The 14363-nt window shown below is 61.3% G+C and carries 13 protein-coding genes; 10 read left to right on the plus strand and 3 right to left on the minus strand.

Features of this window, described 5'->3' with window-relative positions; all coding sequences use genetic code 11:
* Window positions 1–43 precede the first annotated feature (43 nt).
* Complete coding sequence (locus tag JMY29_RS05285) at window positions 44–646, plus strand: TetR/AcrR family transcriptional regulator (protein ID WP_189075982.1); 603 nt, start codon at window positions 44–46, stop codon at window positions 644–646.
* Window positions 643–1704, plus strand: a complete 1062-nt coding sequence (locus JMY29_RS05290) for an SDR family oxidoreductase (protein WP_189075981.1) — start codon at window positions 643–645, stop codon at window positions 1702–1704. The genes JMY29_RS05285 and JMY29_RS05290 overlap by 4 nt, the downstream gene beginning before the upstream one ends.
* Here the strand turns inward: JMY29_RS05290 and JMY29_RS05295 are convergent.
* Together JMY29_RS05295 and JMY29_RS05300 are read right to left on the minus strand one after the other, a co-directional pair.
* Window positions 1650–2558, minus strand: a complete 909-nt coding sequence (locus tag JMY29_RS05295) for a ribokinase (RefSeq protein WP_064722030.1) — start codon at window positions 2556–2558, stop codon at window positions 1650–1652. The two genes, JMY29_RS05290 and JMY29_RS05295, sit on opposite strands and share 55 nt — an antisense overlap.
* A 33-nt stretch (window positions 2559–2591) precedes the next feature.
* Window positions 2592–3365: a GntR family transcriptional regulator gene (locus JMY29_RS05300; RefSeq protein WP_018777144.1), complete on the minus strand. Its 774-nt coding sequence runs from the start codon at window positions 3363–3365 to the stop codon at window positions 2592–2594.
* A gap of 136 nt (window positions 3366–3501) precedes the next feature.
* Between JMY29_RS05300 and JMY29_RS05305 the strand changes: the two genes are divergently transcribed.
* The gene (locus JMY29_RS05305; RefSeq protein WP_189075980.1) at window positions 3502–4962 is read left to right on the plus strand and encodes an MFS transporter; all 1461 of its coding nucleotides are present in this window, start codon (window positions 3502–3504) and stop codon (window positions 4960–4962) included.
* Between the two features lie 79 nt (window positions 4963–5041).
* The gene (locus JMY29_RS05310; RefSeq protein ID WP_189075979.1) at window positions 5042–6034 is read left to right on the plus strand and encodes a nucleoside hydrolase; all 993 of its coding nucleotides are present in this window, start codon (window positions 5042–5044) and stop codon (window positions 6032–6034) included.
* A 70-nt stretch (window positions 6035–6104) separates the two neighbouring features.
* Here JMY29_RS05310 and JMY29_RS05315 read toward each other — a convergent pair whose 3' ends face one another.
* The gene (locus JMY29_RS05315) at window positions 6105–6857 is read right to left on the minus strand and encodes an ArsR/SmtB family transcription factor (protein ID WP_189076091.1); all 753 of its coding nucleotides are present in this window, start codon (window positions 6855–6857) and stop codon (window positions 6105–6107) included.
* Between the two features lie 385 nt (window positions 6858–7242).
* On the opposite strand from JMY29_RS05315, the gene JMY29_RS05320 reads away from it, so the two are divergent.
* The 6 genes from JMY29_RS05320 (at window position 7243) to JMY29_RS05345 (ending at window position 14340) form a co-directional block, all read left to right on the plus strand.
* Entirely contained in the window at window positions 7243–9327 is a 2085-nt protein-coding gene (locus tag JMY29_RS05320) for a beta-galactosidase (protein ID WP_237567109.1), read from the plus strand.
* Window positions 9318–10298, plus strand: a complete 981-nt coding sequence (locus JMY29_RS05325) for an ABC transporter permease (RefSeq protein ID WP_026267079.1) — start codon at window positions 9318–9320, stop codon at window positions 10296–10298. Before JMY29_RS05320 ends, JMY29_RS05325 begins: the two co-directional genes overlap by 10 nt.
* A 56-nt stretch (window positions 10299–10354) precedes the next feature.
* A complete protein-coding gene (locus tag JMY29_RS05330) occupies window positions 10355–11224 on the plus strand; it encodes a carbohydrate ABC transporter permease (RefSeq protein WP_026267080.1) in 870 nt (289 codons plus the stop codon).
* Between the two features lie 4 nt (window positions 11225–11228).
* The gene (locus JMY29_RS05335) at window positions 11229–12878 is read left to right on the plus strand and encodes an ABC transporter substrate-binding protein (protein ID WP_189075978.1); all 1650 of its coding nucleotides are present in this window, start codon (window positions 11229–11231) and stop codon (window positions 12876–12878) included.
* Window positions 12879–12952: 74 nt separating this feature from the next.
* Window positions 12953–13570 carry a YesL family protein gene (locus JMY29_RS05340; protein ID WP_229778614.1) on the plus strand — a complete coding sequence of 206 codons (618 nt, stop codon included), beginning with the start codon at window positions 12953–12955 and terminating at the stop codon, window positions 13568–13570.
* A 134-nt stretch (window positions 13571–13704) separates the two neighbouring features.
* A complete protein-coding gene (locus JMY29_RS05345; protein WP_189075977.1) occupies window positions 13705–14340 on the plus strand; it encodes a matrixin family metalloprotease in 636 nt (211 codons plus the stop codon).
* The last annotated feature ends 23 nt before the right edge of the window (window positions 14341–14363 follow it).

Raw genomic sequence — 14363 nt, forward strand, 5'->3', positions numbered from 1 at the left:
GCTGTTTGTGGAAGTAATATATAGACTGGTCTATTATCTAGATATGTCTTCTTCATACCCCAAGGGAATCGCAACCCGGCAGCGTTTGGTCGAGTCCATGCTTGATCTGGTCCAACTTCACGGCTATCACGGAACCGGACTCAACACTGTCCTGGCCCGGTCCGGTGCTCCCAAAGGCTCGCTCTATTTCCATTTCCCCGAAGGGAAGACGGGGCTCGGCGTTGCCGCCGTGGCGCTGGCCGGCGATCACTTCGGAGAACTGATTGGCAAGGCCACGACGACGGCCACCTCACCTGCGGCGGTAGTGGACGCACTCATTGCCGAACTCAAAAACATCCTGGAAACCAGCGATTATCAGGCAGGTTGTCCCGTTTCCTCCGTCGCCTTGGACGCGGCATCGGAGAATGAGCCGCTGAGGGAGGCGTGCAGCCGCGTCTACGACGGATGGATCCAGGCCGTATCCGGCTACTTGTCCACGTTCGGGGTGGAAGAGGGAAACGCCCATAGCCTGGCGACATCGATCATTTGCCTGGTGGAGGGCTCGCTCATCCTGTCCCGCGCTCACAAGTCCACCCAGCCAATGGACGCAGCCGCCGGGACGCTCAAGACATTGCTGGCAGCAACCCAGGCCGGAGCAGGCGCATGAGCCTCCGCCATGCCTTGGTGTTCGGAGCCACGGGCCACATCGGGCAGTGGCTGGTGCGGGAACTCCTGCACCAGGGGGTGACCGTCACAGCCGCGGTGCGCAGCGAAGATTCCTTCCACCGGCTGGCGGACTGGCTCGCGCGTCACGATGCCGACGGCACCGCAAAGCACGTGCTCGTGAACTTTAACGACGCCGGCTTGGGTGTTGATCCTGGGTCGGACGAATTCCGGACCGTGACTGAAGTCCACAATGTCGCCGGTGCGTTCGCGTTTGGCATGACGGCCGATGATGCCTACTCCGCGAACGTGACCAGCGCAGAACGCGTGGTTCGTTTCGCCTCGCAGCTGCCGGCGCTGACCAGGCTGGTCCATCTGTCCGGCTACCGGGTGGGCGGCCAAGACCCGAACGAGGTGCCGTGGGACGACTCGCGCCGCGCCAGGGAATACAAACACCTGGGCGCCTATGAAGGCTCCAAGGTGGAGTCCGACGCCGTGGTGCAAGCGACAGCGCGTTCCCTGGGCGTCCCTTTCACCGTGGTCAATCCGGCCTCCGTGATCGGAGATTCCGTCAACGGCGAGTCGCAGCAGGGTCTGGGCCTCGCGGCGAGCGTCATGGACCTCTCCCGTGGAAAGCTGCCCGCACTGCCCGGGAACAACCGCACGTTCGTCCCCGTGGTGACTGTGGACTACCTGGCGTCATTCATGGCGCTGGTCCCCATCACATCCGAGGCGGAAAACGCCTCGTACTGGGTTCTCGATGACGCCACGCCGCCGTTGCCGGAACTGTTGCGCATGCTCGGGAAGCACCTGAAGGTCAGGGTCCCGTGGTTGAGAATCCCCAGTGCTCTTCTGAAGAGGCTCCCGCCCAAACTCACCGGCGCGGATCCGGAGACGTTGTCGTTCCTCTCGGAAGAGCGGTATCCCACCGCGGCAGCGCTCGCCTTGGCTGAGGCACACGGATTGCATCATCCGCCTGTGGAGACTGCCCTGAAGCGGTGGGCTGACTACTTGCTGGCGGCGGAACCCGCTGCATCAGGCAGGCGCGTCGCCTCAATGTAGTGTTCCAAGGAATGCAAGCCGGGCTGGGACGAGGCATCGCGGACGGCGTCAGCGCCCACGGCGTTGGCTACGGCCAGGGCATGGCTGTGGTCCAAGCCGGATTGCAAGGCAAGGACCAGGGCTGCGCAGAAGGCGTCGCCCGCGCCGATGGTGTTGGCGATGTCCTTGACTTTTACCGCCGGAGCCTCGGCGACGCGTTCGCCGTCGACGAAGATTGCCGAGCCCTCGCCGCCGTAGGTCACCGCGACCAGCGGCGCATTCTTGAGGGCGGGGATCAGCTCGTATTCGGTTTCGTTAACGATTACCAGATCGCAGCGCTCCAGGAGTTCCGGCAGGATCGGCGCTGCCGGTGCGGCGTTGAGTGCGAAGAATCCCGGTGCGCGGCGGGCAGCTTCCAGAACCACGTCCTGGTCCACTTCGAGCTGGCACAGCAGGGCTTCTTCTTCGCCGAATGACACCCCGTCCAAGGCCACTGAGCCGTTGGCGCCGGGGCACACCACAATTTGGTTTTCGCCGTCGCTGTCCACCAGCACCAAGGCAGTTCCCGTCGCCGCTTCCACGCGGGCAACGCTGTGGATGTCGACGCCGGCACCGGCCATTGCGTCCAGAAGTGTCCGGCCGGCGTCGTCCTGGCCAACGGCCCCCACCATGCGGGAGCGGCCGGAAAGCCGGGCCGCAGCAACTGCCTGGTTGGCGCCCTTCCCACCGGGCTGCTGGCGGAGGACTGCTCCGCCGACGGTTTCACCGGGGGAGGGCAGCCGGCTGGCCGTTGCCGTGATGTCGAGGTTGATGCTGCCCACCACCGTGAGCGTGGAGCTGGAAATGGGCGCGGAAGAGTGCAGGGGAGTGCTCATGGAAGGTCCTTTTTGGAAGAAATCAGCTGAATGTCAGGAGGACTGGATGACGGAGAGGTGGCCGGCTTTCGCGGCTACGAGGCATTTTGCGAGGTAGAACGGGGAGCCGTTCCGGCGCACGTACTGGGTGAGGACCAGCACCGGATCAGAGGGGCGCAGTCCCAGCAGCTTTGCACGGCTTGGCCCGGCCGTACTGAGGCTGATCTCGCATTCGCCGGGTCCCAGGGAAGCGCCGGGTAGTCCGCTGAGCACCTCCAGGAGTGTGGACGCGGAAAGCGTGGGCGCCTCTGCGGCCTCGGCGAGTTGGTCGGCTTCGGGAATTCTCTGTGCAACGTTTTCCTGGAGGTGGGCCACGGGCTCGCCGTTGCGGATGAGCACGCTCTCCCAGAACCAGACGTCCTCATCGGGCTCCACTCCGATACCCGGCGCAACGAACTCCGACGCCGGTTGTTTGATGGCTGCCACGCGCTTGACCTGGATGTCCTGGTCCGGCCCGCCAAGGAGTTGATCGAACGGGCGGATGTGTTCAATCCCGATCCTGGGGAGTGAATCAGCCACGAACCGTCCGACTCCACGGCGTGCCCGGGTGAGGCCGTCTTCTTCCAGCAACATCAACGCTTCCCGGATCACGGTGCGGCTGACATCCATCATGGTGCCCAGCTCGGTCTCGGTGGGGAGCAGCGAACCCGGCGGCAAGATCTTTGTCCGGATCGCCTCTGCGATGCGCGAGTACGCGGCAACACGAAGGGGCTGCCCGGGCTGGGTAGCTATGGGGCGGGACAGGAACTGGACGGCTTTGTCGGTCAAGGGAGGCCTCACTTGGAATGGGTTACCGACACTGTACCGGATGAATGTGACAGGTTGCACAAGCTCGTAATACATGCTTGTATAACAACTCACATCTCGTGGCGGCGCCCCGCGCCCCTGGACAAAGGAGTTTGATGTGAACATCCCCACCGCCACAGGCCAGCAGGCTGCAGATCCGCAGGCCGTAGACCCGCAAACCCCGGCCGGCGATCTTGACGCCCCCGATGAAGGCAGGGTCCACGGCAAGGCTGCCGCACTGCTGATCACCACGCTGGTCCTGGCCGTCCTGGCGTTCCAACTCAACGCCAGCATGATCACCCCCGCACTGCCGCATGTCGGCTCCTTCTTCGGCGAGACCCCGGAAGCCGTCGCACAGGTTCAATCCATGTTCTTCCTCGCCGGCGCCATCTCAGGTCCTGTGATTGGCCGGTGGAGCGACTTCATAGGCCGCCGCAACGCATTGCTGCTGGTGCTGGCCATCATGGGCGCCGGAACCGTGTTGTGCATCTTCGCCCCGACCTTGCCGCTGCTGGTGACGGGCCGCTTCATGCAGGGCGTCTCCAGCGCGATTTTCGCCCTCTCCTACATCGTCCTGAACGAGTACCTGCCCGCCCGGCTCTTCGGCACCTCCATTGGGATCATTGCCGCCATCAACGGTGGAGTTGGTGGCGTGGACGGCTACTTTGGCGGGCTCATGGCCGAGACCCTGGGCTTCCAGTCGATCTTCGTCGCCGTGCTGGTGCTGGCGGCCATCGCCGTCGTCTGTGTCATCAAGGTAGTCCCGGGCGGTAGGTCCAGCGTGGCTCCGGGCCGGATGGACTGGTGGGGAGCGGGTTCCCTGTCGGTGTTCCTGGTGTTCATCACCTACTTCGTGTCCACGGGTTCCTCTGCCGGATGGACTTCACCGGCAGCCCTCGGACTGCTGGCCGGCAGTATTGCATCGTTCACGGCCTTCTGGCTCATCGAGAAAAAGCGCGAAACCCCGTTGGTTGCAGTCCACCACCTCCGTTCCCGCCAGGTGTGGCCCGTCATCGCCACCACCGTGCTGACACTTGCGGGCATCTTCGCCATCATCAACTTCACCGTGGTATTGCTCAGCCAGGACAAGGACAGCGGCTTCGGACTGTCCGCGTCGGTGGCAGCCCTGCTGTTCCTCACCCCTGCAGCACTGATTGGCGTGTTCGCCGCTCCGCTCGCCGGCTGGATCGCCGACCGCCGCGGTTGGATCAAGACCGTCCGTGTAGGTACCGCAACCAGCCTCGCCTGCGCGATCATCGCCGCCTTGTTCGCCCACAACCAGATCGCGGTCCTCATCGCCATCGCCGCCTTGGGTATCTTCTACAACGGATTCTTCCTCACTGCCATCAACGGCCTGTCCGTCCTGCTCTCGCCCAAGGAAGCACCCGCAGCGCTGCCGGGCATCAACGGCGCCTCCTTCGGCATCGGGGCGAGTCTCGGCGTCGTGGTTGTTGCGCCGTTCGCAGGCCAGGGCACCGCCGCCGGGTACTCTGCTGCCCTCTGGATTTCGGTATCGATCACGGCCCTGGCGTTCATTGTCAGCCTGTTCATCGCCGCGCCGAAAGGCGAAAAGATCTAACGCGCGACGCCGGTCCGCCGGTTCCGCGCGGACACCCAGCAGAACCCCCCATCACCGCTACACCTGAAACGAGAGACCTGTGAACCAGCCTGCACCCTTCTTCCTTGACTGCGATACCGGCATCGACGACGCCCTCGCCCTTGCCTACCTCCTGGCCTCACCCAAGGCCGAGCTCGTAGGAATAGGGACCGTGAGCGGCAACGTCAGTGCAGCCGGCGGCGCCCGCAACACCCTGGACCTGCTGAACCTTGCGGGCCACCCGGACATCCCCGTGGCAGTCGGCGCGCACGATCCGCTGGTGGGCACCTTCCACGGCGGCGCGCCGCACGTCCATGGCGATAACGGCATCGGCGGAGTGGACCTGGCTCCTTCCGACCGCGAACCGGTGAAGGCCACGGCTGCCGCACTGTTGGTCCAGTTGGCCCACCAGTACGCCGGGGAGCTGCGGTTGGTGGCCATCGGTCCGCTGACCAACATCGCCGAAGCGTTGCGGCTGGAACCGAAGCTGCCTGAGCTTATTGCCGAGGTGACCATCATGGGCGGCGCTGCGCTGGCACCGGGAAACATCTCTCCTGTGGCCGAAGCCAACATCGCCAACGACCCCGAGGCCGCAGCCGAGGTCCTGGCCGCGGACTGGAACGTGACGCTGGTTCCCCTGGATGTCACCATGACCAACGTGCTGGAGGAAAACCACCGCCAGGAGCTGCTGTCCACCGAACACCCGGTGTCCCAGGCCTTGGGGGAGATGCTGGGCTACTACTTCGGCTTCTACGTCGACATTTTCGGACGGGCCTGCTCGGCCATGCACGATCCCCTTGCCGCCGCCATCGCCGTCAGGGGAGTAGAACCCACCCTGGCCCCGACCGTCCGGGTCCAAGTGGACACCACCGACGGCCCAGGCCGGGGCCAGACGGTCTGCGATCTCCGAGGACAGTACGCGGGGTTCCCGGAGCAGCGCGGCGCGCGATGCCGCGTCGTCCTGGAGATCGGCGAGGATTTCGCTCCACACCTGCTGGGCACCTTGCAGACGGCTTGGCTCAGCGAAGAGCAGGTAGTACAGCCCGTCGCCTGACGGGCGGGAGACTGAGGTATCGACGACGACGGCGGCAGCGGCCCGCCGTCGTCGTCCTTCTTTAAGAGGCTTATGCGTACATCAGCGAACCGGGTGTGGTGAGCTTTTCCCCGGTTTCCAGCCAGGTTTTCAGGCCGGAGAGGATCATGGGCCAGCCGCCGTAGAGCTGGTCGTTCGCGCCTTCGCGGAGTTGATCGTGCGTGACCGTGAGGTGGCAGGAATCCCCGACGGGTTCGATTTCCCAGGTGATCCGCGACGTCCCCTCGGCCTTGACGTCCTCGCCCCACAGCGCCGTCATGGTCTGGACGAGCCTGCGTGGGGGATCGACCTCGATGTTCTCGCCTTCACCCAGCGGCGCGTCCGCTTTGGGGTTGCGCATCTCGAAGCGGCTGCCCGGCGTCCAGTCCGATGCCAAGGTGTTCCCGAACTGGTATTTGCTGCGGATTTCGCTGTCGGTGATGGCTTCCCAAAGCTTTTCCGGCGTGGTCTTGATGTAAATCTCGAAGATCTTTTCCATGGGACTTTCCAATCTGGATTTGAGGTCGCTGAGGGCAGCGGCCCATGGTTCTGCGTATTTACTCACCCAGCGATCGTGGATGAGGCGGATGGGGACCGGATTCAGGAAGTGCAGCTTCTCGCGTCCTCGACGGCGGACAACCACCAACCCGGCATCCTCAAGCAGTTTGAGGTGCTTTGCGATGCCGAAACGGGTCATCTCGAACCGGGCTCCGAGGGCGGTGGCGGATTGGCCATCCGCGCGGAACAACTCGTCCAGGAGTTCCCTGCGGGTGGGGTCAGCCAAGGCCTTGAACACGGCGTCCATGGGATCAGGATAGGTGACCTTTTGGTCACGTGTCAACGGATTTTCGTAGGGGCTCGGCGAGATCGCGGGTGCTCGGTCGAGTTCGCTGAACATCCCCTGGCCGCTCGCAGGCCTCCCGCGAATTCAAGACAGTTGTTAACAAGCTCCGAAAGTTTCCGAACTGTTGTCGAAACAAGTCCGCTCGTTTCAAAACTATTCCGCGATTCCGAATCAATTACTCGAGGCCATACGCCCGAAAGCCGTACTCGAACGCAGATTTCAGGCCTCTAAGTTACTTGCGAGTTTCGGATACTGGACTGTTGTTATTGCTGAAACTTTACGATAGTTTCTCTCTGTGATGTGCGTCGCACTGTAAGTCGGAGCGACGAACCCCGAGTGAAGGACAATGATGACCATCCACCCTGAGGACTTGCGGACCGCAAAAACGCGGCTGCAGCACCTGCATCAGCGATTAGGCGGTATCGCGTACGGCGGGGACTACAACCCTGAGCAATGGCCGCGCGAAGTCTGGTTGGAAGATGCCAAACTCATGCAGCAGGCCGGGGTGAACCTGGTGACGCTTGCGGTCTTCTCTTGGAGCCGCTTGGAAACCAGCGATGGCGTTTTCGACTTTGGCTGGCTGGACGAGGTCATGGATCTCATGCATGAGCACGGCATCGGCGTGGACCTGGCAACACCGGATGCCGTCCCGCCGGCCTGGCTGGTGGAGCAGCACCCGGACATCATGCCGGAACGCCCGGACGGGAGCATCTTCGGATTCGGCTCCCGCCAGCACTTTGACGTGTCACACCCCGTGTATCGGGCCAAGTCGCTGGCACTGGCCGAGCGGATGGGGGAGCAATACGCCAACCATCCGGCGTTGCGAATGTGGCATGTGGGCAATGAATATGGGCCCGTTTCCTACGGACCGTGGGCTGAGAAGGCCTTCCGGGAATGGCTTCAGCGGAAGTATTCCTCACTGGATGAACTGAACGAGGCCTGGAGCACTACCGTCTGGGGCCAGCTCTACTCGGACTGGAACCAGGTCCGGGTCCCGGCCCAGCCCCGAACGTGGTCCAACCCGTCGCGGCGTTTGGACTTTCATCGGTTCACGTCGGACAGCATGCTGGAACATTTCAAAGCCGAACGTGACATTCTTAGGCGCCACAGCCCGGACTTGCCGATCGTCACCAACTTCATGCGCTTTTACAAAACCAACGACTACTGGGCATGGGCAGCCGAAGAAGACGCCGCCGCCCTGGACATCTACCCGGACCCGCGGGAAGAAGACGCTCACATCGCGGCTGCCCTGAACTTCGACCTCATGCGCTCCCTCCGCCACGGCCAACCGTGGATGGTCATGGAACAAGCCACGGGCGCGGTCAGCCAGTGGTCCGTGAATGTGTCCAAGCTTCCTGGCAAGATGCGGCTCGGCTCCTACCAAGCCATTGCCCAAGGCGCCGATTCGATCCTCTTTTTCCAATGGAGGCAGGCGAAGGGTGGGACCGAGCGCTACCACTCGGCCATGGTGAACCATGCGGGCACCAACACCAGGATCTTCCGCGAAGTGTGCGAGCTGGGCCAGGAACTCAAAGCACTGGGCGGGCTGACGGGGACCCGTTCCGCTGCCAAAGTGGCCATCGTCTTCGATTGGGACTGCTGGTGGGCGTTGGAGCTGGGTAACTCCCCCCGCTCGGACCTGAACTACGCGCAGGAAGTATTGCGCTTCTACCGCCCGCTATTTGACGCCAACATCACTGTTGACTTCGTCAATGCCAACAGCGACCTCTCCGCCTACGGCGTGGTGCTCATGCCGGCGTCGTACCTCCTCACGGACGAAGCCGCTAAAAAGGTCGAAGACTACGTGTCCGAGGGTGGACGCCTGGTGGTGTCCTACCTTTCCGGCATCGTGGACCGCGACAACACCATCCGCCTGGGCGGGTATCCGGGCGCGTTGCGAAATGTCCTTGGTGCCTGGAGCGAGGAGATGCATCCACTGGCAGGGGACGGAGAGCAAGTGAAGCTGACCACGGCCGACGGCGGTACTTTCTCCGCGGATTACTGGACCGAGCACCTGCACGCCGAAACCGCGGAGGTCCTGGCCAGGTATGCGTCCGGTCGCCTGAACGGCGCACCGGCAGTGACGCGCAACTCGTTCGGAAAAGGCTCGGCCGTGTACGTGTCGGCCCGCGTCGACGACGGACTCCTCAAGCAACTTCTCGACGACGAACTGCGGACCGCAGGCGTTGAGCCGGAACTGAAGGCACCCACAGGAGTCCAGGTCCGCCGTCGTGCCGGCACCAGCGGCGACGGCACCGCCAAAAGCTTTCTCATGGTGCTGAACCATAATGATGCGCCGTCCCGGGTGGACGTCCTCGACGGCGGCACGGACCTGATCAGCGGTCGTGCGCTTCAGGGGGCGGTTGAGCTCCCTGCGTACGACGTGCTGATCCTCGAAGAACAGCAGGAGAGGCGGGGACCATGGCACTAAGACTGGATGTTCCACCAAAGGTGGTGCCGGGCGACCAGCCAGGCAAAGCGAAGAGGCGGCGTGACAAGCCCGGGAGCTGGAAGCTGGCCTTCAAACGCGATTGGCGACTCTACACGCTGTTGGCGCTGCCACTGCTGTATCTTCTGATTTTCAGATACCTGCCGATGGCCGGCAATGTGATTGCCTTCCGTCAGTTCCAACCCGGTGGCAGTATCTTCGGGGAGAAGTGGGTTGGCCTCAAGTACGTCACCCTCTTCATCAATGACCCCAGCTTTTGGCAGGCATTCCAGAACACCATCGTCCTGGGTGTCCTGACCCTGGTGTTCTGCTTCCCGATGCCCATCATCTTCGCGCTGATGCTCAACGAGTTGAGGTCGCAGAAGTTCAAGAAGTTCGTCCAGACCGTGGCATACCTGCCGCACTTCATGTCCGTGGTGATCATCGCCGGGATGATCCTGCAGAACTTCTCCATGACGGGAACCGTAAACCAGATCGCGGAGTCCCTGTTCGGAACTTCGGTGAACTTCACGCAGGACCCAGGTTGGTTCCGGCCGATGTACATCAGCTCGGAAGTCTGGCAGACCATGGGCTGGGGAGCGATCCTCTACCTCGCCGCGCTCACCAGGGTCGATGAATCGTTGTACGAGGCGGCACGGATCGATGGCGCCAACCGCTGGCAGCAGACCTGGCATGTGACCCTGCCGGCCATCCGACCCACCATCATCACCCTGCTCATCCTGAACATCGGAACGTTCATGGCTGTGGGTTTCGAGAAGATCCTTCTCATTTACAACCCGCTCAACTACGCAACCTCAGACGTCATCTCCACCTACCTGTACCGGGTAGGCCTGGAATCCAGCAACTTCAGCTACGCGGCCGCGATCGGAATGTTCGAATCCGTCATCGGCCTCACGCTGATCCTCTCAGCGAACGCGATTTCCAAGCGCCTCGCAGGAACGAGCCTGTGGTGAACAAGTCAGCTACTGCCAACAAGGGCGCTGCGGCCCAAGGGGTCCTTTTGAAGAACATGCGGGTTTCCCGTGGGATGCGGATCTTCCGGGCCTTCAACCTGGTGTTCCTGCTGCTCGTGGTGTTCCTGACGATGTATCCGTTCCTGAACATCATTGCCCAGTCGTTCTCCAGTGAAGGCTTCATCAACGCCGGGCAGGTGAACCTGTTCCCGATGGGTTTCAACACGGAGACCTACAAGTTGATCCTGGCCGACTCCACGTTCTGGACCAACTACGGAAATACGGTCCTGTACACAGTGGTGGCAACGGCTATTTCCATGGTGCTGACCACGGCCTTCGCTTACGCCATTGCCAAGAAGGACCTCAAGGGCCGCAGTGTGTTCATCGGCCTGGCAGTCTTCACCATGTTCTTCAACGGCGGCCTGATCCCGAACTACGTACTCATCAGTTCCTTGGGAATGCGGGACACCATCTGGGCGGTGGTGCTGCCAAACGCCATCAGCGTCTTCAACCTGCTCATCATGAAGTCGTTCTTCGAGAACATGCCCCGTGAGCTGGAGGAAGCGGCATCGATTGACGGGCTTACCCAGTACGGGATCCTCTTCCGGGTAGTGCTGCCGCTGAGCAAAGCCATTGTGGCCACCATGGTGCTGTTCTACGCGGTGGCCAACTGGAATTCCTGGTTCCAGGCCTTCCTCTACCTCGACAACCCGGACCTCTTCCCGGTCACCATCTATCTGCGCAACATGATTGCCGGTGTCACCACGGCCGGATCAGCGGGTGGGACGGCTGAAAACGTCGGGCAGATCGCAGCCAATATCCAGTCGGTCACCATCGTGCTCACCGTCATTCCCATCCTTTGCGTCTACCCCTTCGTCCAGAAGTACTTCTTCTCGGGCGTCATGCTCGGCTCCGTCAAGGAATGAACCTATGAAAGGAAACCCCATGATCAGCACACGAGAGTTCCGCAGGAGGGACTTCCTCGGCCTCGCATCCGTTGTCACCATCGGCCTGATGATGACCAGTTGTGATTCCGACACCTCCGAGAAGGTGGACACTTCCAAATCCCGCAACGGTGCGATGGAGAGTTTCAAGGTTGGTGACACATTCAAGGCGACGACGCCGTTGACGTTCACGTTCCTGTTCTCCGACCAACCCACCTATCCCTACAAGAAGGACTGGCTGCTGTTCACCAAGATGGCCAGCGACAACAACGTCACACTGGAACCGACCATCGTCCCCAACAGTGACTACGAGCAGAAGCGCAGCCTGCTCATCAGCTCCGGCAGTGCACCGGAAATCATCGCCAAGACCTACCCGGGACAGGAGTCGGCGTTTGTCTCCGCGGGAGCGGTGCTGCCCGTCAGCGACTATGTGGACCTGATGCCGCACTTCCAGGAGAAAGTGAAGAAGTGGAAGCTCGAACCGGAAATTGAAGCGCTGACCCAGGAAGACGGCAAGTACTACGTTCTTCCCGGATTGCATGAGGAATTGTGGCCGGACTATTCCCTGTGTTTCCGCAAGGATGTGCTGAAGAAGGAAGGTCTTTCCGAGCCGAAGACGTGGGACGAGTTCCGCGATGTGCTGCGCTCGCTGAAGAAGGCCTACCCGGACGTTGTTCCCTTCTCCGACCGGTTCAAGGGTGACAGCGTCCTCAACATCGCCAGCGCAGCGTTCGGGACGGTGGCCGGTTGGGGATTGGTTGACGGGCTCCAGTTCGATCAGGACAAGAAGCAGTTCGGGTTCGCAGCGGGCACCTCCAAGTTCAAAGATCTGGTGACGTACTTCAACTCACTGGTCTCCGAAGGATTGATGGACCCGGAAAGCTTCACCCAGACGGACGATTCCGCCATCCAGAAATTTGTCTCGGGGAAGTCGTTCGTCATCAGCGCCAACTCGCAGAACGTCATTACGTATCGCACATCCATGGAGCAGTCGCTGGGCAAGGGCAACTTCGAAGTCGGCAAGATCATCGTTCCAGGTGGCCCGGCGGGCGACATCATCGGTGGCAGCCGCTTGGAGAACGGCATCATGTTGAACTCGTCCGTCAAAGACAAAGACAGCTTCGTCGCGCTCATCCAGTACATCGACTGGCTCTTCTACAGTGACGCCGGGCAGGAATTCAGTAAATGGGGAGTGGAAGGAACCACCTTTACCAAGGAAGGCGGCAAGCGCAAGCTCGCGGCCGACATCAACTTCCAGGGACTCAACCCTGCAGGCACCAAGGATCTTCGTGTTGACTACGGGTTCTCCGGCGGCAACTTCGCCTACGGCGGCACGACGGAACTCCTGCAGTCCACGTTCAATGAAGAAGAACTGGCCTTCCAGGAAGCGATGAAGTCGAAGAAGCCGCGCCCGGTCGCGCCGCCGGTCCCGTTCAACGACGTCGATCGCGAACAAGCCACGTTGGCGCTCACCCCGCTGAAAGACCACGTCAAGCAGAACACCCTCAAGTTCATCACCGGCCAACGTCCCCTCGGCGAGTTCGACGCCTACGTCAAGGAACTCGACAGCAAAGGCCAGACAAAATACGTGGAGCTGGCGAACAAGGCCTACAAAGCGTACGCGGACAAGAAGTAGATCTGATGGCAGGCAGGAAGCCAGAATTCGGAACGGGACCACTGTTCAAAGCCGCCGGCACTGTATATGGCATCATGACCGGGAGTGCTCTGTTGGTGTTGGCCAATGCACCGGCGGTTCTCATGCCGTTGCTGGTCGGTGTACTCGGGCCAGGTGCGCTGCTGGGGTTTGTCCTAGTGGGACCTTCTGTTGTGGCTTCCTGCTATGCCTTCAATCGACTTCTTGCAGGCGGGGACAGGGGAGTGTTCCGTGACTTCCTGGCTTCGTACCGTCTGAACTTCAAGCAGGCACTGCTCGTGTGGCTGCCCTACATGCTGTTCCTGGGTGTCATCGCTTTCAACCTGAGCGTCCTCCCCGGCTCACCGGACGCTGCCTCAGGATTCGGGATGCAGTTCGCCGCACGGATAGGTCTGGTGGGTCTCGCGCTCCTGGTCTGCACTGCCGCCATGAACGCGATGCTCATCCTTTCCCGCTTCAGCTTCCGCGCCCGGGACGTCTACCGGTTGTCCCTCTACGCTTTGGGCGTGGAGAAGAGGGTGTCGTTGGGCACCGCCGGGATCCTGTTCGTGACCGCCTTCATTCTGGGAATGACCACCGTCTGGTTGATGCTCTTTACAGCCGGTTTGGTGCTGTACCTCGTCTGCCTCAATTCCCTTTCAATGCTGAGGTTCGTTGAAGCCAGGTTCACCTGAGGACGGCGCAGGATCCTGCCTGGCGGTGTCCTATCCGAACCGACAGAAATCAATCAGCACTCTTTCAAGAGATCTGCATCACGTTCTCGAGGGCGGCCCCACAGAAAGAGTAGGGGGTGCAATGGGCGTCCTCTGTGGCAAGTGATGGGGAAAAATATGAACAGGGAGAATTGCGTCCGCGGATCAAATTTCAACTCGGCACAAAAGGGCCGACGTCGCTTTGGCTTAAATCGCTGACCGTAGGGTTGGTGATACTTCTGATGACAGCACTTGGCATGAGCCCTGCAAAGGCATATGTCCTTGAGGGCGTTCGGTGGGAAGGCACGCCGACCAGCGGTTGTTGCGCAACCATTTACATTCAGTACCAGCCAAGTATGTACAGCATCAACATAGCAGGCTGGGATAATGGTCGTTATGCATGGAACGTCGCTCCGGACAACATCTACCTTCCCAGCGGACCCGGCGCGCTGACGGTTGACGATGCGTACGCCTCTACCGTGGGATGGGATGGTGTCACCTATTACAGCTGGCACAGCTGCTCGACAGGAAACTGCTTTGCTTATGCCAACGCGTATCTGAACTATTACTACACGTCAGGCTACTCTTCGGCCACGATCCAAGGAGTCGCAGCTCACGAGCTGGGTCACGCTATCGGACTAGGCCACGCCGGCGGCTGCGTTCTCATGACTTCCTCCACCTCCACACGAAATAGCTGTGGGGTATTTGGGCCAACCAATGATGACAACAACGGCACTATTGCCCTGTACTAATTGCTCTGTTCAGAGAGGATGCT

This window comes from Paenarthrobacter nicotinovorans (assembly GCF_021919345.1).
Classification (GTDB): Bacteria; Actinomycetota; Actinomycetes; order Actinomycetales; family Micrococcaceae; genus Arthrobacter; species Arthrobacter nicotinovorans.